A 23,185-nucleotide genomic window follows, 5' to 3' on the forward strand; every position below is an offset into this window, starting at 1 on the left:
CTCAACTCAACTCAACTCAATTTAACCAATTGCTCTTATTTAATAACTTTCAATTGTGTTGATTTGTCTAACGGGATAATTTATACAATAAGCTGTTTGTCGCTATTTGTAGGTGCTTTTGACGGCAGAATTTGGCTATTAAAGAGCCTTGCTGAGAGTTTGGCTTTCCTATATTTTACTTTAAATCAGTCTGTTAAAGAGTGCTTTAAACCTAGCTGCTTTTATAAGCAGCTTTTACCTTGTAGATGGATTTATTAAATGTTTGACTGGGTTGAAAAAATTGCTTTTAACCAAGCAAGTCCGCTAACGGTTCAGGCGCAGGACACACAATTTGGTTTTCAGCGTAAAAAACCAGCAGTGATGGCCCATAGCCATTGGCATGGACATATAGAAATCAATTATCTTTTTGATTGCTCAGCAGATTACTTGATTAATGGTCAAGAAATTGCTGTGCCAGAAGGACGTATGATTCTCTTTTGGGCGTCATTCCCCCATCAGATGACGGCAGTAAGAGGGGATGGAGACTTGGTTAATATCTATGTACCGCTGCAGACCTTCCTTTCTTGGATGTTGCCAAGCCAATTTGTGAGCCAATTGCTGCATGGTGAAGTGATTGTATCGGATAGCCTCTATGTTTGTGACAGACAATTTACCCAGATTTGGGAAGCTGATATCAGTCGTGGCGAAGCGCTATTAACAGATCAGGTGATTAATGAAATTCGTAGCCGAATTCGCAGAATGGCGCTAGAAGATTACTGCAACTTTAATTTGTCTAATCAGGTAAACAAAGTGGATAAGAAAACCCTTGTTAGCGGTTTAAGTCATATTCAAAATATGCTGCGTTATATAGCCGACCATTACGACGAAAAAATTACTATTGAACATGTCTCAAGTTCTACTGGCCTGCACAAAAACTACGCGATGAAGCTATTCAATCGCGTCATGAAGGTATCTATAAAGCAATATATCAACCAGCTGCGCTTGCAACATGCGCAGGCCTTGCTTATTGATACACAAAGCCCTGTACTACATATTGCTTTAGAAGCTGGTTTTGGCTCGGTAAGCCGTTTTTATGATATTTTTCAGCGTGAATTTGCCATGTCACCACTCGAGTTTCGGCGTAAGGTGATTGGTTAAACTGATTGTTTTAGCAAATATTTTAGGGAGGATTAAGGCGGGTTTGGCTTTGTGTTTAAGTTATGCCTGTAAACTATCGTCAAGTCTGCTTCAGAGCCGAGTGTTCGTTGTAAACAAAGGCAACAGCGCAATGCTAAATAGTGTTTTATTTTACGATTCGCCTTTGTCCATTTTAGCCTAAGTATTGTGTTAACTAATAGTTTGATGGCTGACGGATTCTTTTAATATTTTCTCTATGGTTTGGTAACGCGCAGGTAATTCTCGATTACGCTTATGGACCAGATATAGCTGTTCAGTTACTTGAACCTTAGGGTTATGCAAGCTTAATGAGTCCTTATGGATAAAACTGTCGAAGGTGCTTTTTGGTAGTACGGTAAAGCCAATACCCTGTGAAACGGGTAATAATATTTGGCTGAGTTGGTTTACGTAGCTAGCTGTTGGCAGCTTTTCAATATTAAGTTCGGCAAATTCTCTATCACCACATTGGTCAAAATAGAGTGATAGGTAATGTGCTGAATCAGGATGTTTTACCACTCCGCAGTTAATTAAGGTTTGTGAATTAATAGTTTGGCCTTCAAAGCGTTTTGGCATGATTAAGCATAAAGGCTCAAGACCTAACGGTTCAATATAAAATTCGCTAGCACTCGGTTTGTGGGTGACTACACCAATATCGATGTTGGTTTCAGCAATATCCTTAAGGACTTTATAATTAGGTGCAGCTTCTAAATGAACTGAAAGCGCAGGATATTTTGCTTGAAGCTTAAGTAATTTAGGGTAATACAATAGGGCTAAGGAACCTGAGCAGGAAAGGCGACATTGGCCAGAAAAAGGGTCGTCGAAACTTAAACTTTCCATCAGTTTATGTTCATGCTGAGTTAGATCTCGTGCATATTGATAAACTTGTCTGCCTTGCTCTGTTATTTCAAACTGTTTGTTAATGCGTTTGATTAATGGATGACCACAAGCTTGCTCCAGTTTCTTTATTTGCTGACTTACACCGGGTTGTGTCATATACAACTTTTCTGCGGTTTGGGTAAAGTGACCAACCTCGATAAGGGTTTTAAAAGTATGCAGCCAAATAGGATTGAGCATGAAAAAAACCTCATGTTGTTGACTTAAAACTAAGTTTGTTGAAATGGTGGTAGATAGCCAATGATAACCTAAGATTATTAAATTTGTAAAAATTGATAAGTTTAATGCTGTTGATATAGACCGTTTCGATAAGTGCTCCATACGTGGATCTTGGCTACTACGTCCCCATGTTGTGGGTTGATATTCTTACAAAAGCGCAGGTATTGGTTATTTACAGCAACCTTGAGAGTATTTTCTGGGAGTTAAAGGAGGCTTTTTAGTAATGACCTTCACCGTTAATTGGCTCAGCATAGCTTTTATTAAAAATTGTTAGTGACCTTACTATGCAAGAAGAGCCAGAGCTCAAGTTTGATCCAAGTGAACATGCACATCGGCGTTTTAACCCGCTGACTTCCGAGTGGGTACTTCTCGCTCCTCATAGAGGTAAGCGTCCATGGCTTGGACAAGTAGAAACGAGCGAGATATCAAGTGTTTCTTATGATCCAAACTGTTTTTTATGTGCAGGTAATGTGCGTATTAATGGTGAGATCAATCCCGACTATCAATCAACTTTTGTATTTCAAAATGACTTTTCCGCGTTAAGGCCTGATATTGTTAATGCAAGTTGTGACGATCCTTTATTTCGATTTAAAACCGAGCGTGGTGAAAGCAGAGTGATCTGCTTTTCACCGGATCATTCTAAGACTTTAGCGTTTTTGTCGTTAAGTGAAATTGAGAAGGTGATTTTAGCATGGCGTCAGCAAACAGCAGAACTTAGCAAGCAGTATGCCTGGGTACAAGTATTTGAAAACAAGGGGGCTGTAATGGGGTGCTCTAATCCACATCCTCATGGACAGGTATGGGCTCAACAACAATTGCCAAGTTTAGTGGTTAAGAAGCAGAAGAACTTGTGTGAGTATTTCAATCAATATGGCCGGAATTTGCTCTGTGATTATGCTGCAAGAGAGTATGCGTTACAGGAACGAGTTGTGGTAAGTAACGAGTTATGGCTGGTGGTGGTGCCTTATTGGGCTACATGGCCATTTGAAACCTTGCTATTACCTCGATTTAATATTCAGCAGATAACACAGTTAGATGATAACAAGCAGAGAGCGCTTGCCGATATTATTAAGCAATTGACTTGCTGTTATGACAATTTATTTGAATGCTCTTTTCCTTACTCTATGGGATGGCAAGGTGCGCCATTTGATAAACGGCAGCATCCTGAGTGGTTATTACATGGACACTTTTATCCACCTCTATTACGCAGTGCTAGTGTGAAAAAGTTTATGGTAGGTTATGAGTTGCTAGCCGAAGCGCAACGAGATCTAACACCTGAACAAGCGGCAAAACGGCTACGTGAAGTCCGTGGGACTCACTATTCAACTAACTAGTTTATATTTAAACTTTAGCGAGGTTTGTATTGGTTACAATCCGGATCATATTCAAATCCGCTAGCGGCTAGTTTTTTCTCTAATAACTTGCTATTGATATCTAAATCATAAAACAGTGCTTGTTGATCTTTACAGCCTAAACGCAGGTGCTCGTTAGCTATTCCAACTAAGATTTCTGCTGAGAGCGTTTCAAGTTTATCGATATTCATTAGAAGCCACCTGATGCTTGCGATTAAGTCGATTGAAAGTGATTATTGATAGCAAGGATCTTTATTTTAGTGCTAACTGCTGATTTTTGCATTGAATGAGGTTAAGGCTATTAATGGCCTTAGTCATTGGTCGGTAAATTCAAGGCAAAAAAAAGCAAGCCTTGGTGGAGGCTTGCGAAGGTGATACAGGTGAGGAACAGATTACATAATGTCCCATAAAGCTTAAGGGTTTATTAATTAACGCAGCTTTTCCCCACGATTAATTGCAATTAATCTATCCAGAATATGTTCACCGTCCATACGAATACCATTGTGCTCATATTCAGAGGTTAACCAGTATTTTAAATTACCAACTTTAGCAGCTGTTTCGAGACTATATTGCATCTCAACAAACATATCTTCGCTGTAAATAGCCGCTGTTACAGGCACTTGATTATTCGCAAGCGTGTCTAGATTATAGAGTATTGGCCAATCACTTTTTCGTGCTAAATCTTCAGCGGCTTGCTGCAATGGCTTAAGGTTACCAAATTGCTCAAAGAACCAAGGGTAAACCATTTCTCCAGTAAATAGAAAAGGCTTGTCATCACTGTAGTTGAACTCTGGATATGCTTGTCTAACACGGTGAGCTGCCCAATTTGAACTATTTTGTTGGCAATAGATAGACTCATGCAGCAAGGCAAAAATCGGATTCGTATTAAAATCTAGTAGCTGGCAGAAATGGGCTAAAAACAGTGGATTAACTTGAGTGCCTGATGGTGTATTAATTAACGCTTGCTCTAGGAGGTAGTAAACGCTTTCAGGGCCTTGCTCCATACCTAAATTAATACCTAGAAGCTGCAGCATCTCAACGGTTAAACGCTCACCAGTTGCTAAATAAACTTGGTTGTTGTCAATATGGTCAGCCAGTGCTTTGATGAGTTGTTGTGCATCGCTAAAACGACTGAAAAAGTTTTGGTTCTTGGTAAGTACGCGTTGATAAGTTGCTTGATAGACTTCATCTGCTGTACGAGAGAGTGACGGGATCCCCCCTGTAATGTATGCCTCAGCTAATCCTTCGGGTGCATCGTTAAGGTATTTTAATACGCAAAATCCTCCAAAGCTTTGTCCCAGAATTGTCCACTTTTGGTTATTGGTTAATTGCTGGCGAATAGCTTCTGCATCGCGAATAATATTGTCAGCTCTAAAATGGCTTAAATACTGGGTTTGCTCTGCGCTTGATAGGTGAGCTAGGCTTGCAAAATTAACAGGAGTAGATAGCCCTGTTCCGCGTTGATCAAGCAGTAAAACTCGATACTCTTGTAGTGCGCGCTTAATCCAGCCGCCATTTGCTGCAGGGCGTACAGCACCAAAACCTGGACCACCTTGGAAGAAAACAATGAAAGGTAATGATTTTCCTTGGTTTTCTGGGCTTGTGAGTTCTCGGGCGAATATAGAAAGCTGCTCACCATCAGGCTTGTTGTAGTCAAGAGGCAAGGTAAAGTGGTGTTTTTGAGCGATCATACCTGAAAACTCAAGCTGTATAGTGGATGCTGAGGGCATTGAAGTGGCCTTTTATTATTGCACTTTGATAGGGCTGTTATTGAGCTTTGCCAAGCTGGGATTCAGCTTTTATATGGCATACACTCAAAACGAATAACTGGGATTGTATACCAAATTTTGTGGTGAATGCAGCGTTTGTAATCTTGAACATAGTAATAACGTACTTTTGATAGAGGCTTAATTAAAATGCGCGTAAATAATATAGAGCTAAGATCAAATTCTCCCAATAATAGATAGTCGAATAGCTCAACTTCACGTAATCTTTATTGATACATGCTAAACATAGAGTCTTAGGTGATTATCGATGAAGTATCAGTTAATACCGGTTACCCCATTTCAGCAAAACTGTAGCTTAATTTGGTGCACTGAAACCATGAAAGCGGCGGTTGTCGATCCTGGTGGCAATATTGAGCGTATTTTGGAAGAAGCGGCTAAAAATAATGTCGTTGTTGAAAAAGTACTGTTGACTCATGGCCATATTGACCATGTGGGTGGAGCTGCAACCATAGCTAGTCAATTAAATGTTCCTATTATTGGCCCACACAAAGATGATGACTATTGGCTCGATAGTTTACCCAAACAAAGTCAGCACTTTGGATTTGTGCATTGCGATGCCTTTACGCCAACACAATACCTTGAAGATGGAGATGAGGTTACTGTAGGAAATCAAGTGTTAAAAGTATTACATTGCCCAGGGCATACACCTGGACACGTTGTGTTCTTTTCTGAATTTATGAAGTTGGCATGGGTAGGCGATGTATTGTTTAGAGGGTCAATTGGACGCACTGATTTCCCTCAGTCTAATCACCAAGACCTGATCGATTCTATTACTGAAAAACTATGGCCTCTGGGCAAAGACGTTCAGTTCATTCCTGGCCATGGCCCATTATCGACTTTTGGTGATGAGCGAGCGCAAAACCCGTTTGTGGCTGATCAACTCTTTAGTTAGTATTTTGCTTATTAGAAGAAATATGCAGTAATTAGGTAAGGGCACTTTTCAAAGGGAAGTGCCTTTTTTGTAATTTATCTCATGTTTTATCCTCACCGAGCTGCTATATCTTCGTTAATTTATCTTCAAGTATGCTTTTCTCTAGTCATAAATAGGTATGTTTACTACATAAATGGTCTTTTTGTGCGTTTAATCGGCATTTAAGCGTAATTATTGGCTTTAGATCGTGTTTTTTTACAACTAAAAAAGGTAATTTAGCTCACCTGTTTCGAGTTCGCTGTTATGCGAGTGAATGTAATTGAGGTGAGTGATGGAAAATCGTTGGCAGATAGCTATTTCAGCAGGACTACTTGCAGCCGTTTGGGCTGGTGTTGCCGATGCACTGCACCTAGTCACTTGGATAGGTTTCTTAAGCTGTAGCACTTTCTTTGCGCAGACTCATTCAGGTATTAAAGGTATGTTTATGGCAATGAGCACTAACATGTCTGGCGTATTTTGGGGATGGTTGATTATTTTTGGCAGTAGCTTCTTTGTTTCACCATTGTTTGGCTATATCTTCACCGGTATTGCCACATCAGCAATGTGCTTGCAAGCTAGCTATCAAAAACTGGCTTTTATTCCTGGGGCATTTATTGGTTGCTGTATTACGTTTGCTATGGGGGGCGACGTTGCGGCGATTATTCCTCCGTTGCTGATTGGCGCCATGCTAGGTTATAGCATGAGTTTATTGACGGGACAGTTAATAGCATTAACCAAGAAGTTTCAGGCTGTGGCTGCAGAGCCTACTGCTGAAGAGTCATAATAAATAGACTCATTTGAATTGATATAAAAATGCCAGCAATGATTGCTGGCATTTTTATAGTTAGTTAGCTAAATGTGCTCCAAATAGGCGCATGATCTGATGGTTTTTCAATACCGCGTAAATCGTAATCTACATCTGATTCAACTAGACGCTCAGCCAGCGATTTCGTTGCTAAAACAACATCAATACGTAGGCCGCGGTTATCAACAAAACCTTTGCTGCGGTAGTCAAACCATGAGTAACGTTCACTGCGAGTTGGGTGAAGTTCACGGAAGGTATCGACTAAGCCCCAATCCATCAAGGTTTTTAGCCATTCACGTTCTTCAGGTTGAAAACTACATTTCCCCGTTTTTAACCAACGTTTGGCGTTAGGCTCACCAATACCAATATCGAGATCAACAGGTGAGATATTGATGTCACCAATAATAGCGATATCTTCGTCAGCACTATGGTGTTCATTTAAGTACTGCATAAGATCTTTATAGAACTTACGCTTAGCTGGGTACTTAGTCTCGTGACTAATATTTTCGCCCTGAGGGAAATAACCATTAAGAACGGTAAGCGTGCGTCCATTTTCTTGGGTAAAGGTGCCCATGATCATACGGCGCTGTGCGTCTTCTTCGTCAGTGGGAAACCCTTTCTGTATTTTAATTGGTTCAGCTTTAGACAGCATCGCGACACCATAGTGAGCTTTGCCACCATGGAAATGTACGTGATAACCCATAGCTTCAACATCAGTCAGTGGAAAGGCTTCGTCATGGACTTTGGTTTCTTGTAGACCAATAACATCGGGCTGATGGGTGTCAATAAGTGCCTGTAGCTGATGTAGTCTAGCCCGCAGTCCATTGATGTTAAATGAAACAATCTTCATTTGTTGAATCCTTTTGTTACGGTAAAACTAGCTTGTATGGCTTAACAATTAAACTTTCATATACGCCTGCTGCGATATATGGATCGGCATCGGCCCAACATTGTGCATCTTCAAGTGATGCAAAATCGGCGACAACTAATGATCCTGTAAACCCAGCTTCGCCCGGATTTTCGCTATCCGTTGCTGGATGAGGACCTGCAATGAGTAAGCGCCCCTCATCTGCAAGTTGTTGCAGGCGAGCTAAATGGTCAGCACGAACAGACAAACGTTTTTCTAAGCTATTTTCGATATCTTGCGATGAAATCATGTACCACATTATTTGAGTTCCTTACGATCTTCTTCAGACATGTTTTTAAACAGGTAGAGGACGGTTAACACTGTATTGATAAGGGTTAAAGCGGTCAAACCAAAAACTTTAAAGTTGACCCAAGTTTCTTGTGACAAGCTAAAGGCAACGTAGATATTGACTAAGCCGCAAACAACAAAAAAGGCGACCCAGTACCAAGTTACATGAGCCCAAATTTTATCGGTTACAACGAGTTCTTTGCCTAGCATACTTTTTAAAATAGGTTTGCGCATTAATTGGCTTAACCCTAGCGCAATGGCAAACAACGCATAAACAATGGTGACTTTCCATTTAATAAAAGAGTCATCATGGAGAACGAGTGTTAATGTGCCAAATACAGTGACCATGACAAAAGTGATCAGGTGCATTTTTTCTATTTTTTTATACAGCATGTAGCTTATGACAAGTTGCAAAGCGGTGGCCGCGATCAGGGCACCACTCGCGATATAAATATCAAAAAATTTATAGACGACAAAGAAAATGACAAGAGGCAAAAAATCGAGCAACTGTTTCATAGCGTTGTATTCAGTTTTGAAAGTCGAAAGTGAGACAGAGTGTAGCATGCAAGTTTACGGGGAAAAAGCGCAAGCCTGCGGCTTAAGCTAGGTTACGCATTACCTTTAGGTACGCTGTAAAATTGTAAAAATTAAGTTTATTCTGAGTAACAATTTTTACATAAACATTTAGGTTCTTTTGAGTCGACTTTTAGTAAATAAATGGCAGGGGGCTATAGCGCAATACTTAATGACCTTTTGTTCAAGCTTAAGTTATTACCCTTACTTATTTCATTGTCATTATTACGTGACATCAATCCCTGTAGGTAAATTTCTGTACAACTTTTAAGCGGTTTTGTGTCGCGTTAAAGTATTAATGTGGAGTTTTAGATCGCTTAGTTAAAGGGGGAGATAAGAGTGAGTAAAATTAATATTGAAGAGAAGTTTAGCCTGTTTTCAGAGTTGTGGTCTCCAAAAATTATTGCTGAATCAAATGAGCAGCTGGTCAAAATCGCAAAAGGCTGCGGCGAGTTAGTTTGGCATCAACACGACAATGAAGATGAATTGTTTTTGGTATTTAAAGGGCAGTTAACTTTGCTGATGAAAGGCGCTGAAGTGGTGCTTAATCCTGGAGAAATGTATATTGTGCCAAAAGGGGTAGCACATTGTCCTAAAGCCACAGAGGAAACTCATTTCTTAATGGTAGAGCCAAAGTCGACGGCACATACGGGGAGCATTGCAAGTGAGCTAACCGTGGATATCGCTGACCAAGCTTGGATCTAATGTGTTGAATGATAGCAGTCAGTCATTGACTGACTGCTAGTGAGAACGTTCAATTCATTAGAGTGCTATAGCGGTTAATACGGGCCTAATAAATTGATTTAGGAATTATAATGCTGTTAAGCCTTTATAATTCTGGCTTAAGCTAACCATTTCTACCGATGGCACAATCACTTTCTTTTCTAGCAATAGATCGGCAACGCTTTGATCGAATGAGCGGTAATGTAGCTTGGTTTCGACGCTGTAATCTGTAACGCCAGCAGGTAACTTAAACGGATATTTAACCGTTTTTGAACCTTTTGCTGGGATAGTGTTTTGTACTGAGAAGCTCGCTACGCGCCAAGGCTTGTGCTCAGGCTTTCCATGCACATCAACAGAGGTGTCTTGGAAAATAACCGTTCCCTCTGGTAGTGCGTTCTCAGCCGTTAATGAGCCTGAACGTAAAATCTCTTTTCCATTAACGTCACGTACAATAACTTCGAGCCAGATTTGACGAATAAAAGTCAAACTTGTTGGTAAATCATGACCCGCACGGCGGTTAAATACGGTGACTTCAAGTACAGGATTGTTTGCAGAACCCGTCACTTTTGCATCAAGTGCAGCAGCTGATTTTAGGCGTTTAACCGCTTCATCAGCGTGAGCTTGGCCGTTTTTAACCCCTAAAAGTGGAGCAATAACCGCATTTCCACCGACAAAACCATGGTCGTGCACTAAGCTACGAACAGGGCCACCGCGCGCCGCTTTACCACCTAGGCGATGTTCTTCAAGCTTTTTAGCTGGCAACATTTCGTCAGCTACGCGCATCGCTGTTTCTACAGGTACCATGTGGCAATCTTGACATTGGATATCAGCTGCTGCGTAAGGTGACTTTTTCCATTCATCATAAGTATGCTCTAGAGCAAAATTATCGTGAACTGGGTTAAATACGTTATGGCAGTTAGCGCAGAACTCAGACTTGGTATGTAATTCTGAATACTCAGCCTTATGACCGCGAGGTTTTGCATCATCAAATGGGCCGCGCTTAACTTTATCGTTTGCGATTTCAAGTGAAGCATTCCCATGCTCACCCATTGCAGTGTGTGACGCGTTAGTATCGACAACACTATGGCAGACTTCACAAGATACGCCTTGGTTAGCAATCGCTTGAGTTGTGAAGCCGCCAAACTTGCCAGACTCTGATTTAAATTCAACAGTTTGGGTTACGGTACCTAGTACTGTGTGACAGCCACCACAAAGGTTTTTGGCTGCGCCATTAGTTTCTTTCTCACCCATTGCCCACTCAGCTTGAAACACTGGGTCGATAAAAGCGATAGAGTGCATAGAACCTTGCCAGCCGTTCCACTGACGTGGATGACAGCCCTTACAGCTATTTGAGTCGCGCCACTGCTTTAACTCAGGCTTTTTATCGCCTTCGACACTTAAGTAAGAAGGAGCGAATGCCATTTCTTTTTCGGCATGAGCTAGCAATGGCATAGCGCTTAGCAGCACTAATGCTAGATATGTTTTTTTCATCTTGTTGTATTTATCCAATAACTAACGAAATTGCATGAGCGTACCCCGTAAATCTTCAGATTAGCAGGGGCTTGATATCGTGTCTTTCAGGCGTGCGAATAGTAAATAATTCATCGATGACGTACTGCTATCTGATGCACAGAAAGCTATTGAATTTAATTGAATATTTTGCACTGCTTCAAGAAATTGAATGAAAGTAGCAATAATGGAAACTCACATGTAAAAGGCATGTTTATTAATGAGTTAATTAAATTTATTAGTTAATTAGTAATTCTACGAATTGAGTTGTTTACATAGATTTGTATTAGCCATTGCGGGAGTTTGACATTGTTTTAGCGGATTAAATTACTTAAAACAGGATTAAAATCACCTTTAAAGGCTAAACTCAAGTATCATATAGCCATGAAAGATGAAAATAATATAGACGTAAAATTGGTTGACTTACACAGCCATACGACCGCATCCGACGGTCAATTGTCCCCATCAGAATTAGTCGAACGGGCCATTAGCAAAGGTGTTGAAATGTTTGCTATTACCGATCACGACACAATAGACGGCTTGAAAGAAGCTCATGAGTTTAATCAACAGCATGACACACCATTAGAGCTAATCAACGGCGTTGAGATCTCTACTCGTTGGAACAATTTCGACATCCACATTGTGGCACTAAATGTGGATATCGATAATGTCGAGTTGGCCGCATTTTTACATAAGCAACGTGAGTTACGATCAACCCGAGCGCATGAGATTGGTGAGCGTTTAGCTAAAGCTGGAATTGAAGGCGCTTATGAAGGTGCTAAAGCTTATGCGGGGGATGCGGCTATTAGCCGAGGACATTATGCTCGTTGGCTTGCTGAAAAAGGTTACGCTACAACAACCGCTAACGTATTTAAGAAGTATCTAGCACGTGGGAAAACGGGTTATGTTCCCAATAATTGGGGTGATATGGCCGGTGCGGTTGAGGTTATTCATAACGCTGGCGGCGTGGCAGTTTTAGCACATCCAAGTGGATATAAGTTATCGGCTAAATGGCTTAAGCGTTTAGTTCGAGAATTTAAATTAGCAGGCGGCGATGCGATGGAGGTTGTACTCGGACAGCAGACTATCGATGATCGCAATAATCTTATTTCGCTTAGTATCAATAATGCCCTGACATGCTCGTTAGGCAGTGATTTTCATTTTCCAGGTAGCTGGATTGAGATCGGTAAAAATATGTTCCAACCCCAAGGAGTGGATTGGGTTTGGCAGTCAGATAAATGGAAGGTAGTACAATGAGCCAGTTTTTTTATGTGCATGAGGAAAACCCACAAGCACGCTTAATTAGCCAAGCTGTCAATGTAATTAAAAGTGGTGGAGTAATTGTTTACCCTACTGATTCCGGTTATGCGTTAGGTTGCTTAATAGGCGACAAAGATGCAATGACCAAGATTGCGCGCATTAGACAGATTGAAAATGACCATAACTTTTCGTTGATGTGCCGCGATCAGTCAGAGCTTGCCAGCTATGCTCAAGTCGATAATCAAGCTTATCGCTTGTTGAAGCAAAATACACCAGGGCCATATACGTTTATTTTTAAAGCGTCTAAAGAAGTGCCTAAAAGATTACAAAACCCAAAGAAAAAGACTATCGGTATCCGCGTACCAGACAACGTGATTGCATTGGCTTTACTTGAAGCTTTAGGTGAGCCGCTTATGTCTACCAGCTTGATTTTACCAGGTAAAGATTTCACGGAGTCAGATCCTGAGCATATTCGCGATATCCTAGAGCATCAAGTTGATTTGATTATGCATGGTGGCTATTTGGGTGAAAAACCAACCACAGTTGTCGACCTGTCAGACGGTGACATTGAAGTCATCCGTGAAGGCGCGGGCGATGTTACGCCATTCCTTTAAGTTCTAATTTCACAGTCACGCCGCGGTTAACCACAATTGACTGCGGCTATTGCTTTAATCACAGTTGTTTTACAGGTATAATCGCGCGTTTGCGAAAATAGAGGGTATTACGGATGGAGGGCGTTCAGCAAAAATTGCCTTTAGCCGTTGTTCGGGGTGAGCCTTATAAGGTGATGCCGAAAGACCTGTTTATTCCGCCTGAGGCATTAGAGGTTTTTCTTGAATCATTTGAAGGACCGTTAGACCTACTGCTTTATTTAATCCGTAAACAAAAACTTGATGTTGTTGATTTACCTATTTTTTCTATTACTCAGCAGTACTTGGAATACGTGAATCTTTTGCAAGGTGCCAAAGTGGAGCTTGCAGCTGATTACCTTGTTATGGCGGCAACCTTAGCCGAGATTAAATCTCGTTTACTGCTACCAAGACCTGAAGTTGAGGAAGAAGATGAGGAAGATCCACGAGCACAGTTAATTCGTCAGCTTAAAGCGTACGAAGTGATCAAAGATGCTCAAGAGAAGTTGGATGAGTTGCCTAGAATGGAACGCGATGTGTTTCAAGCTAAGGCAATCCCTGCTGCTAATATCAAGCCGGAGTTGTTGCCTCCAGAAGTTTCTTTAACAGAGATAGCGAGAGCATTTTCTTCGGTATTAAAGCGCATTGAAGCCACTGAGAGTCATCATGTTGTACGTGAAGTATTGTCAACACGTGAACGTATGGCGCAGATTTTAGCTAAGCTCAACTCTGAGACTTATTTACCCTTTGAAGCTTTGTTTGATTTCGAAGAGGGCCGCAGTGGTGTAGTAGTGAGCTTTTTGGCGTTAATGGAACTAGTTAAAGAGTTGTTGGTTGAGCTTGTACAGGCTGAGCCATTTTCAACAATACATGTTAGGGCGTACTGATTGTCTCAGATAAATCCAGATCAGCTTAAACAGTTAATTGAAGCAAGCCTATTTGTATTGGCTAAGCCTATGACAATTAAAGCGTTAAAAGAGACTGTATTGTCGAACTTTAATGTGTCACGGGTAAAAATCAAAGCATGTATTGAAGAGTTACAGCTCGATTATGAGAATCGAGGTGTACAATTAGTAAAGGTGGCAGGGGGCTATCGGTTTCAGACATTGGCTGAATTGAGTCCATTTTTACAGCCGTTATGGCAAGAAAAAGCCCCTAAGTATTCGCGTGCAACCTTGGAAACATTGGCGGTAATTGCTTATCGTCAGCCTGTTACCCGTGGTGATATTGAGTTTGTGCGAGGAGTGGCAATTAGCAGCCACATTATAAAAAGTTTAAACGATAGAAATTGGATTAAAGTTGTGGGTCATAAAGAGGTGCCGGGAAGACCAGCGCTTTATGCGACAACCACCGATTTTTTAGCTTATTTCGGCTTAGACACTATTGCGGATCTACCGCCTTTGTCTGATCCCGAATCATTGGCTGCACTGTTTTCATCTGAAAAGAGTGTGACCGAAAAAACAGAAGAGTCTACTAATGAGTGAAAAATTGCAGAAAGTCTTGGCCCGTGCAGGCCATGGCTCCCGTCGTGAGATGGAGGCATGGATTGCTGCAGGTCGAGTTAGTGTTGACGGCGAAATTGCAAGCCTAGGTGATCGCGTTGAATCAGATGCAAAAATCCGTATCGATGGCCGTACAGTTTCAATTCGTTCTGAAGAGGATGTGGTTTGTCGTGTTATTGCATACCACAAGCCAGAGGGTGAAATTTGTAGTCGTAAAGACCCAGAAGGACGCCCAACGGTATTTGACCGCCTACCAAAAACTCGCGATTCACGTTGGGTAGCAGTAGGACGTTTGGATATTAATACTTCAGGTTTATTGTTATTCACCTCTGACGGTGAATTAGCAAACCGCTTAATGCACCCATCAAATGAAGTGGAGCGCGAATACGCTGTGCGTACATTTGGTGAAGTGACTGATGCGTGTATTCAACGTTTACGTATGGGCGTAACGTTAGAAGACGGCCCTGCAAACTTTGACAAAGTTAAAGCTGCTGGTGGCGAAGGCATGAATAAGTGGTGGCACGTTAGCTTAGCTGAAGGCCGTAACCGTGAAGTTCGTCGTCTATGGGAATCTCAAGAAGTTCAGGTAAGCCGTCTTATCCGTATTCGTTACGGTATGATTGAGCTACCTAAAGCGCTACCACGTGGTGGTTGGATTGAGTTGCCAATCGAAGAAGTAAACTATCTTCGTAAGACAGCTGGTATGGACGAAGAAACACGTACATTACTTGGCACTGATAAGCACAGTGTTGCGCGTAACAAAGTACGTAGTGCTAAAATTAAGCGCGCTGTACATAAGCATAAAGTTGCTACAGGTAAGCCAAAGCCTACCCGTCAGCGTAGCTAATTGCTAACCCGCTCATCAACGAATCGATAAGCATTAAAAAGGCCGCTAACTAGCGGCCTTTTTTGTACCAATTGCTCGATATTAAGCTAATTGCGATTACTGAGCGTTCAGTTGCTGACCATTGACTTCTTTAGAGTCATCACCCATTAGATACAGATAAGTCGCCATGATTTCATCAGGTGCCTTAAGTGTCTGAGGATTTTCAGCAGGGTAGGCATTTGCGCGCATGCCGGTTCGTGTTGCACCTGGGTTGATGCTATTAACACGAATAACAGTATCTTCGTATTCGTGAGCCAGTGATTGCATCATGCCTTCGGTAGCAAACTTTGAAATAGCATATTCGCCCCAATAAGCACGACCTTGGCGACCAACGCTGCTAGAGGTAAATAGTAAAGATGCTGATTGAGATTTGCGCATGATTGGCAACATAGCCTTAGTTAGCATGATTTCAGCAATAACATTGACCTGCATAACTTCATTCACTGTACTCATGGTAATGTGCTCAAACGGACCTAATACTCCCAGAAGGCTCGCATTGTGCAATAATCCATCTAGCTTGCCAAACTGTTCTTCAATAGTCTCGGCCATATCTTTATAGTTTTGTTCGGTTGCGCCTTTCAAATCGAGAGGCACAATAGCAGGGGTAGGGTAACCAGCTTGCTCAATTAGGTCATAAACTGCTTCTAGTTTTTTTACTGTCTTGCCTAATAAGATCACCGTGGCGCCATGTTTTGCATAAGCAATCGCTGCTGCTTTACCTATGCCGTCACCAGCACCGGTCACTAAAATGGTCTTGTCTTTGAGTAAATCTTTTGCTGCTTGATATTCCAACATGAGTTAATACTTCCTCAGAGCTCAAACGCCCGTCACTTCTAGAATCGCTGATATGATAAACAGCTGTTTAAAACAAACGATTAATTTTTGTCCGCTCAATTGGTGGTTGAATGTGACAAAAATGTAGCTAACTCAATAATTTTGCGTTAACTTGAACTTAGTTAAGGACTAACAATAAGTCCTATTGGTATACATTGTTGACTATTGTGACCAATTTCTTAGTGAAAACAAAATTATTACAACAAGATTTGGGGAAAAAAGATGAAAAAACTCTTTTTGGGCGTAGCAATCACCTCAGCATTGGGGCTCACGGCTTGTAGCGAAGACAGTTATAACGAATTAGTAGACAAAACTGAGCCTCTGGTTCCTCAGTCTGTGTTTGTTTTTGATCCTGCAGCGGGTGCTGTGCCGCTACCAAACGATTTATTGTTTAACGGTACTACCGATGGCACGTTAGCTATTCCTGGTGAAGAGTCTGGCGATTATGTTGATCCGCAAATCGCGCTTGGTGCATTAGATGGTTGGTCACTGACATCACCTATTACTATTGACGTTGCACCAGCAACCGACAACGATGGCGCAGTATTAACGATTGATGCGGCGTCTGTGGCGCAACCGGGTGCGGTGCGTGTATTTGAAGCGACCGTAGGCGGTGCGCTTTCATCGGATCCTGAATGTAGCGGAGCACCTTCAGTATCTGCCTGTAAAGTGGGTGATGAATTGCAATTCGGCGTTGATTACGTCTCTCAAGCTTCTGGTAACAAAGTGGCAATTATTCCGCTTAAGCCTTTAAAAGCCGGTCAGTCATATATTTATGCGACCACAACACTTATCCAAGATTCTGCTGGCCGTCCTATCGCGCCATCTGCAACTTACGGGTTATTAAAGCTTGATATTGAAACTAAACCACTAGAAACACCTGATCAGTTGTTCTTACAAACGTTAGTAAACAGCTACGAAAAAGGTATGGCTGCTGCAGGTGGTCCAAGCACTGAAGAAGTGACTTACTCAGGCCTGTTTACCACTCAGTCAGTTGCTAACGTATATGAAACCACCAAACTATTAATGGTTGACCCAACAGACGGCAACCCTTATGCGCCTAAATTAACGGCAATGCCAACACCATTGGGTGTCACAGTCGCTCAAGCTGCAGGTTTAACCCCTGCTGATGGTTTGGCTTATGTGGTTTCAGATTTAGCAGACGTTTATGCTGCTGAAATTCAAGTGCCTATTTACGGCGACTGTTCATCGACAAGTTGTTTAGATGCTAATTTAAATCCGTTAATCAATGGTCACTGGAAAGCGCAAGGCGATAGCCCTGTTTCAGTGTTATTAGCATTAGAAGCACAAACGCTAAGCCAAGCCAATTATTTCTCCCAAGCAGAGGCGCAAGGCGTTGATCCTGTTGCGGGTCTAACTAATCCTGCATTACTTGCGGGAAAAACTTGGTTATTAGACGACGGTACACCTGCTGATCCAACTAAGCATCTAACTAAGTTTAATCCTATTCCTGCAATTAAGGGATACGAGAAAGTCGCCGTACAAATTACTCTACCTAATGCCGTCAAACTTGCCGGTTTTTATCAGCAGCAAGGTCTACCATTTACCGCACCAACTAACGGCTGGCCAACAACCATTGCTATGCATGGTCTAGGTGGTGGTAAAGAGATGGCCCTTGCTTATGCTGGTACTTACGCAGCATCGGGTATTGCCACTATATCAATTGATATGCCACTGCATGGTGCGCGCTCATTTGACGCCAACGGTGATGGTATTTATGAAGTGTCAGCAACCGATCCTAGCTATGGTGCTGTTGTCGGTACACCAGATGCCTTTAAAAATGGTAATCCACTAGCCTTTGTTAATATTGCTAGCACCTTGACGGTGCGTGACAACTTCCGCCAAGCAACGGTTGACCATTTAGCGTTGCGTGCGGCCTTAACAGGTTTATACCTAGGTCTTGCACAAGCTCAGCAGCCGCAGATTTTTGATATCAGTAAAATCAGTGCTCAAGGGTTAAGTTTAGGTGGTATTGTTGGTACAACATTCTCTAACTATGCATCTACCGGTCTTCGCGACCCAGCAAGTGGAACAGAGCTACCGAATGCTTATGTTGTAAATGCAGCTTCTCTAGTAGCACCAGCTGGTGGCCTAGCGGGGGCATTTGCTGGTTCACCAACTTTTGGCCCTGTATTGTTTGACACGATAGTGGCAACTGAGTCGTTCCAGGCGTTGGTTGACGAAGCTAATGTGAATGATGCAGAGCCAGGGAGTGATGAATACAACGCAATTGTTGCAGCAGTTTACGCTGAATTTATCCCGACTTTCGCATTTGCAGTACAAACAGCATTTGATAGCGCGGATCCAATTAACCACGCAGTATCACTTGCTAATACGCAATTACCGGTTCATTTAATCGAAGTCGTTGGTGATGCAACTAATAAACCAGATCAGGTATTACCAAATACGGTTGAAGGTTTCCCACTGTCAGGCACAGAGCCTTTGATTACTAACCTTGGTCTTAAGTGTATCGACAGTACTGAAGCAGGTTCTGGTGCAGTACGCTTTAGCAAAGGTCACCATAGCTCAATTGTTAGTCCTGATGAGATTGAAGGTGTAACTGATGGTATGGCAGCACAAGCGACAGTTGAAATGCAGCAAGAAGTCGCCGCATTTGCCCTAACAGCGGGTAAAGGCTCAGCCACTATCTTAGTGCAAGACAGCAGCGTGTTACAAAGCTGCCCATAGGCAAGTTGAGTTAATTGATATAGCCAATTTTGTGCAAAAAAAGACCCAGCGAAAGCTGGGTTTTTTATTGGCATGTTTTATTACTAAATAGGCTGGTAGAATAGCTCGCAATTGAAGAGATAGATTTGGTTAAGCTGGAGAATATTTTGGAATTTCTGTACGAGTACGGTTTATTTTTGGCAAAGGCTGTCACTATCGTCGTGGCTATTTTGGCCGTAGTGATTGTAGTGCTTGCCTCAACCATTAAGCACAAGACCGATAAAGGCGAGCTTAAACTGACAAATCTAAGCGATAACTTAAAATCACTTAAGCATGATTTGAAAGAAGAGCTGTTATCTAAGAAAGCATTTAAGGCTTATGAAAAGCAATTGAAAGCTGATGAGAAAGCCAAAGAAAAAGAACAAAAGGATAAGGTTGAAGAAGCGGAGCCTAAAGTTTTTGTTGTTGATTTTAAAGGTAGTATTGACGCAGGTGAAGTGGCGTCACTACGCGAAGAAATCAGTGCGATTTTAGCTATTGCAGAAAAGGGCGATGAAGTTATCGTTAATGTTGAAAGCGGCGGCGGCATGGTTCATGGCTATGGCTTGGCATCTAGCCAGCTTGACCGTTTAAGACAAGCTGAGATCCCACTTAGCATTTGCGTTGATAAAGTGGCTGCCAGTGGCGGTTACATGATGGCTTGTGTAGCCAACAAGATTTACTCTGCGCCATTTGCAATCGTTGGTTCAATTGGCGTTGTTGCTCAAGTGCCTAACTTTAATCGTTTACTGAAAAAGCACGATATTGATTACGAGCAGCATACTGCAGGCGACTTTAAGCGTACCTTAACCATCTTTGGTGAAAATACTGATGAAGGTCGTGAAAAGTTCCAAAAAGAGCTTGAAGAGACCCATGTACTCTTTAAGGAGTTCATTGCTAAATACCGTCCAGAGTTAGATCTTGAAAAAGTGGCAACAGGCGAGCATTGGTATGGTCAACAGGCGATTGAATTAGGTTTAGTCGATGAGATCTCAACAAGTGATGATGTCATCATGAAACTTGCCAATGAGCGCACAGTTATTAAAGTGAGCTACCAGCTTAAGAAAAAGCTATCAGACAAAATTGCCCATGGCGCATCTTTGTCTTTCAATGCGATTTTCAATAAATTCGCAGAGAAAAACCAGCCGCTTAAATAATAAAGCTTTTTTAGAGAGCTGGTTTTAAAGAACAGGTTTCAGCAAGTTAGTTTTACAATAAAAAGACCTGCCTAGTGCAGGTTTTTTTATGAGTGTTATTTAGCGTTGCTAAATTAACTCGTTTACTCGACCTGCTCCATAACTGATTATTGGACAGGAATCATTTAGATTCAAAGCTCTTAAAGTGATGACTCTCATTAGGGGAAGTATGAAAAGTCGATATACGGTAACGACTTAATAATGGGCTAAAATAGTTTGCTAAAATGTTGAGGAACGAAACAGTAAACTGTTTTTAGTCCTTATTTATTAGCTTGTTATACGATTTTTCTACGACCTATAAACAACTTCATTGCGCCACCAAAAGACAATCCTGCAACTAGGAAAATTAGAATTTGAGTAACTATATATTTTGACGTTACATCACCACTGATGATTTTAGGTAATGACATAAAACAAAACATTAATGTACCATAAATAAGCCCCATTTTTAACCAAGAAGTATTTTTAGCTGTTATTGGTTCTAAATCTTTATTTTTAAGGAATTGATTCTTTTTAAAATTACGCCACTTTGACTTTAAAGGACGACGAAACCAACCCCAAAGAGGAAAAGTAACAGCTAATAAAACAAGGCTAGTCAGGTTCCAAATACACGGAATAATGTTTTCACAATTAGGGCAGAATAAACCAAACCAATTTTTAAACCCTCTTTGTTTAGCCCACAATGAACCGTTATGAATTGTGTTGCAATGAGGGCAAGGAACATATTGCCTTTCCATTAGCGGAGCATCGCTAGTTTTGTCTATCAATGTTATTTTTGGTATGCGTTGACCAAGGATTAGTTCGTTAAAAGCTAACCCCGGATTTAATATCCAGTGTAATAACATTGGATGAGGTAACTTCCATATTTTGTATTTGTTTTTATCAAAATCCATTTAAGATTACTCCATAGCCTAGAAACGTATAACAGCATATTATCTAGCTGCTCAATAATCTTCCGGCTAAAATCCAACTTAGCAGCAACTTGATGTAGAGATCTCTACAATCTTTTACCAATAATGGTTAATTGAATAAATTATCAAAAAACCAGAAGTTTATCGAGCATAAATTACTCGATTTTTGCTCACTTTACTCACAAGTCATCAACGTACAATTATAACTGTTTATCTATCTAGTACTTTAAAGTCAGATCTGAGTGCCCAAGACTTTAGGAAATATAAGGTGCTATTGCAGTTCTCCGGTGCGAAAATTTCTCTCGCTAGCTAATTTTGAGGCATTTCTAATTTAGAAACCAACCATCTTAGCAAATGAGTACACAAATTACCCCTTGTAGATACGGACGTGACCGTCCATGATCTGGTGAGAGATAACTCAGTTATCAAGCTTTCGAACGAGAGGCAGGATGCCGAACTGGCTTTTTAGCAAGTATGCTATTCGTCATGGCCGAGCTACCTGGGACCCTGTCTTTCACAAAGAAATGCAGCGTGTCACGGCAGCGTCTGCACATAAGGTCGTTCATTCACATCTGGTCCATAGGGATATGGTAAATGTCATTATGATGTAGGGAACATCATTGACCATGTGATCACGACATTCGAACGTCCTGTCCATCATTCGCTGCAGGCGATTGATAACTCAAGAGCATCGATTTAATACTCACAACCATTTAACACCGAGTAAAACAAAAGGTAAATCAGCCTTCATTCGCAGGCTAACTCACTTTGGGATATTTTTAACTAAGAAATAAAACAATTCTGCGCCTAGAGTGCGCCAATTATCGAGTGCTGCGTCTGGCTGCAGTATCTGCACATCACCCGCTGTAGGCGATTAATACCATTAACTTGGCAAGTTTAGACTCGCTTCCCCGTAACACCGATCAAAAAATGCAACCAACCTTCATTCCAAGGTAACAATAATTTTTAAGCTTAAATTAATAAAAGGCTATTAATTCTTATTTAGATCCGCTAAAAATATTATTACCGTTCATCAGTTATTGAGTGCAATGCAACAAGCCTGTAGCTATAAGCCAAATATGAGAGTAGGGGACCAATCGTATCCTTCCTATGAGCTAAAAAATTTAGTTAACTATTTAGCGCGAAATTATGCGACTGAGCAGGTTGAGAAGCTCTATAGCGATATTGGTATTGGAGAAACTGAACTGCAGCTCAGTGAATTTGTTTATGTGTGGCAGGTCGATTATGCCATGAGTTTTATCCGCCATTTGAGCCAAGACCCAGAAGTGGCTGCAAAGGCAGCTAGCTGTTATCGGGTAGTTGAACTTGATGTGTTGCAGCCTTATTTGGCGACGTTTGCCACATTAGGCGACTGTTTACAGTTTGCTATTTCTCATCCAGAACTTGTTGGTAGTTTCTCCGACACGTTACTCAGAAATGATGATGGCAATTTACATGTACGTTGGCTAAATACTAATAAAGTCGATACAGAACGCTACAGTTGTCAGTTTCAACACAGTATTTGTTCTTTATTAGCTTTCGCCAACGAGCTAACAGGTAAAGCGATTCAATTAAACCATATTTCTCTTGCGGAGCCAGTTAGAAACGCTGAGTTTTTAGCGATGAAAACAGGCACTGAAGTGCAGTTTACTTGTGGATTTTTTGAATGGTCAATTAGCCATGACTATCTTGCTTTACCCATAACTTATCAATTTGAACAGCAGATAGATACTGGCAGGCTTGATAGCGAACAGTCTTATATTTCAGAAGTGCTTAACCAGCTTAGGCTACAAGCTCCTGAGTTACCAAGTATGGAAGCGATGGCTGAAAAGCAAAATATTAGCGCTAGAACTCTGAGGCGAAAACTCGCCAATGCGAATACCAGTTATCAAAAGTTGGTTGACCAAGTTCGCTGTCAAATGGCGATTGATTTGATTTTAACCAGCGATTATTCAATCGAGGCGATTTCTGATCTGATGGGCTTTGGTGAGGTTAGCCATTTCCGGCAGAGCTTTAAACATTGGATTGGTCACCCGCCAGGTCATTTTCATCGATTAAATCGTCCTTTAATTTCTGAAAGTCATTGCCATAAATACTGGGCATAAAGTTTACGATAAG

Annotated in this window: 22 protein-coding genes; 13 read left to right on the forward strand and 9 right to left on the reverse strand. The window is 41.3% G+C overall.

Translation table 11 applies throughout. The features are described from left to right. Positions 1 to 258 precede the first annotated feature (258 nt). On the forward strand, positions 259 to 1,137 hold the full coding sequence (locus AB4298_RS14130) for a helix-turn-helix domain-containing protein (RefSeq protein ID WP_371987204.1): 879 nt from the start codon (positions 259 to 261) through the stop codon (positions 1,135 to 1,137). 189 nt (positions 1,138 to 1,326) lie between these two features. On the opposite strand, the gene AB4298_RS14135 is transcribed toward AB4298_RS14130, so the two are convergent. After that, positions 1,327 to 2,229: a LysR family transcriptional regulator gene (locus tag AB4298_RS14135; RefSeq protein WP_371987205.1), complete on the reverse strand. Its 903-nt coding sequence runs from the start codon at positions 2,227 to 2,229 to the stop codon at positions 1,327 to 1,329. Between the two features lie 323 nt (positions 2,230 to 2,552). Here AB4298_RS14135 and AB4298_RS14140 point away from each other — a divergent pair, with 323 nt between their 5' ends. Next, complete coding sequence (locus AB4298_RS14140) at positions 2,553 to 3,602, forward strand: UDP-glucose--hexose-1-phosphate uridylyltransferase (protein ID WP_371987206.1); 1,050 nt, start codon at positions 2,553 to 2,555, stop codon at positions 3,600 to 3,602. 14 nt (positions 3,603 to 3,616) lie between these two features. Here AB4298_RS14140 and AB4298_RS14145 read toward each other — a convergent pair whose 3' ends face one another. Both AB4298_RS14145 and AB4298_RS14150 read right to left on the reverse strand, forming a co-directional pair. Further along, entirely contained in the window at positions 3,617 to 3,811 is a 195-nt protein-coding gene (locus AB4298_RS14145) for a DUF4250 domain-containing protein (protein ID WP_249000174.1), read from the reverse strand. A 237-nt stretch (positions 3,812 to 4,048) separates the two neighbouring features. Then, positions 4,049 to 5,350, reverse strand: a complete 1,302-nt coding sequence (locus AB4298_RS14150; RefSeq protein WP_249000173.1) for an alpha/beta fold hydrolase — start codon at positions 5,348 to 5,350, stop codon at positions 4,049 to 4,051. A 304-nt stretch (positions 5,351 to 5,654) separates the two neighbouring features. Here AB4298_RS14150 and AB4298_RS14155 point away from each other — a divergent pair, with 304 nt between their 5' ends. Continuing rightward, positions 5,655 to 6,299, forward strand: coding sequence for an MBL fold metallo-hydrolase (locus AB4298_RS14155; RefSeq protein WP_249000172.1), 645 nt, complete (start codon positions 5,655 to 5,657; stop codon positions 6,297 to 6,299). Between the two features lie 310 nt (positions 6,300 to 6,609). Beyond that, positions 6,610 to 7,101, forward strand: a complete 492-nt coding sequence (locus AB4298_RS14160) for a DUF1097 domain-containing protein (RefSeq protein ID WP_371987207.1) — start codon at positions 6,610 to 6,612, stop codon at positions 7,099 to 7,101. A 64-nt stretch (positions 7,102 to 7,165) separates the two neighbouring features. Here the strand turns inward: AB4298_RS14160 and xthA are convergent, their stop codons facing one another. The 3 genes from xthA to AB4298_RS14175 are packed head-to-tail and all read right to left on the reverse strand — an operon-like array spanning position 7,166 to position 8,833. After that, positions 7,166 to 7,972: an exodeoxyribonuclease III gene (xthA, locus tag AB4298_RS14165; protein ID WP_371987208.1), complete on the reverse strand. Its 807-nt coding sequence runs from the start codon at positions 7,970 to 7,972 to the stop codon at positions 7,166 to 7,168. Between the two features lie 16 nt (positions 7,973 to 7,988). Beyond that, the gene (locus AB4298_RS14170) at positions 7,989 to 8,288 is read right to left on the reverse strand and encodes a YciI family protein (protein ID WP_371987209.1); all 300 of its coding nucleotides are present in this window, start codon (positions 8,286 to 8,288) and stop codon (positions 7,989 to 7,991) included. Beyond that, entirely contained in the window at positions 8,288 to 8,833 is a 546-nt protein-coding gene (locus AB4298_RS14175) for a septation protein A (RefSeq protein ID WP_371987210.1), read from the reverse strand. Before AB4298_RS14175 ends, AB4298_RS14170 begins: the two co-directional genes overlap by 1 nt. Before the next feature lie 396 nt (positions 8,834 to 9,229). On the opposite strand from AB4298_RS14175, the gene AB4298_RS14180 reads away from it, so the two are divergent. Then, positions 9,230 to 9,595, forward strand: a complete 366-nt coding sequence (locus AB4298_RS14180) for a cupin domain-containing protein (protein WP_249000167.1) — start codon at positions 9,230 to 9,232, stop codon at positions 9,593 to 9,595. 105 nt (positions 9,596 to 9,700) lie between these two features. Here the strand turns inward: AB4298_RS14180 and AB4298_RS14185 are convergent, their stop codons facing one another. Further along, positions 9,701 to 11,104 carry a multiheme c-type cytochrome gene (locus AB4298_RS14185; RefSeq protein WP_371987211.1) on the reverse strand — a complete coding sequence of 468 codons (1,404 nt, stop codon included), beginning with the start codon at positions 11,102 to 11,104 and terminating at the stop codon, positions 9,701 to 9,703. Positions 11,105 to 11,506: 402 nt separating this feature from the next. On the opposite strand from AB4298_RS14185, the gene rnm reads away from it, so the two are divergent. The 5 genes from rnm to rluB all read left to right on the forward strand — a co-directional run bounded on the left by rnm (position 11,507) and on the right by rluB (position 15,360). Beyond that, a complete protein-coding gene (gene rnm / locus AB4298_RS14190; protein ID WP_249000165.1) occupies positions 11,507 to 12,379 on the forward strand; it encodes an RNase RNM in 873 nt (290 codons plus the stop codon). Beyond that, the gene (locus AB4298_RS14195; protein ID WP_249000164.1) at positions 12,376 to 12,996 is read left to right on the forward strand and encodes an L-threonylcarbamoyladenylate synthase; all 621 of its coding nucleotides are present in this window, start codon (positions 12,376 to 12,378) and stop codon (positions 12,994 to 12,996) included. Before rnm ends, AB4298_RS14195 begins: the two co-directional genes overlap by 4 nt. 113 nt (positions 12,997 to 13,109) lie before the next feature. Next, positions 13,110 to 13,898, forward strand: a complete 789-nt coding sequence (locus tag AB4298_RS14200) for a segregation and condensation protein A (protein WP_371987214.1) — start codon at positions 13,110 to 13,112, stop codon at positions 13,896 to 13,898. Then, the gene (gene scpB / locus AB4298_RS14205) at positions 13,899 to 14,495 is read left to right on the forward strand and encodes an SMC-Scp complex subunit ScpB (RefSeq protein WP_249000162.1); all 597 of its coding nucleotides are present in this window, start codon (positions 13,899 to 13,901) and stop codon (positions 14,493 to 14,495) included. After that, the gene (gene rluB / locus AB4298_RS14210) at positions 14,488 to 15,360 is read left to right on the forward strand and encodes a 23S rRNA pseudouridine(2605) synthase RluB (RefSeq protein ID WP_220759543.1); all 873 of its coding nucleotides are present in this window, start codon (positions 14,488 to 14,490) and stop codon (positions 15,358 to 15,360) included. Before scpB ends, rluB begins: the two co-directional genes overlap by 8 nt. 96 nt (positions 15,361 to 15,456) lie before the next feature. Here the strand turns inward: rluB and AB4298_RS14215 are convergent, their stop codons facing one another. Next, positions 15,457 to 16,194: a YciK family oxidoreductase gene (locus AB4298_RS14215; protein WP_371987215.1), complete on the reverse strand. Its 738-nt coding sequence runs from the start codon at positions 16,192 to 16,194 to the stop codon at positions 15,457 to 15,459. 261 nt (positions 16,195 to 16,455) lie between these two features. Here AB4298_RS14215 and AB4298_RS14220 point away from each other — a divergent pair, with 261 nt between their 5' ends. Both AB4298_RS14220 and sohB read left to right on the forward strand, forming a co-directional pair. Further along, the gene (locus tag AB4298_RS14220; protein WP_371987216.1) at positions 16,456 to 18,942 is read left to right on the forward strand and encodes a VolA/Pla-1 family phospholipase; all 2,487 of its coding nucleotides are present in this window, start codon (positions 16,456 to 16,458) and stop codon (positions 18,940 to 18,942) included. Between the two features lie 146 nt (positions 18,943 to 19,088). Further along, positions 19,089 to 20,117, forward strand: coding sequence for a protease SohB (gene sohB / locus AB4298_RS14225; RefSeq protein ID WP_371987217.1), 1,029 nt, complete (start codon positions 19,089 to 19,091; stop codon positions 20,115 to 20,117). Between the two features lie 314 nt (positions 20,118 to 20,431). On the opposite strand, the gene AB4298_RS14230 is transcribed toward sohB, so the two are convergent. Continuing rightward, a complete protein-coding gene (locus tag AB4298_RS14230; protein ID WP_371987218.1) occupies positions 20,432 to 21,049 on the reverse strand; it encodes a hypothetical protein in 618 nt (205 codons plus the stop codon). A gap of 1,097 nt (positions 21,050 to 22,146) precedes the next feature. On the opposite strand from AB4298_RS14230, the gene AB4298_RS14235 reads away from it, so the two are divergent. Next, on the forward strand, positions 22,147 to 23,172 hold the full coding sequence (locus AB4298_RS14235; protein ID WP_371987219.1) for a helix-turn-helix domain-containing protein: 1,026 nt from the start codon (positions 22,147 to 22,149) through the stop codon (positions 23,170 to 23,172). Positions 23,173 to 23,185: the final 13 nt, after the last annotated feature.

It is taken from the genome of Shewanella sp. 10N.261.52.F9, assembly GCF_041471165.1.
GTDB classification, from domain to species: Bacteria; Pseudomonadota; Gammaproteobacteria; order Enterobacterales; family Shewanellaceae; genus Shewanella; species Shewanella marinintestina.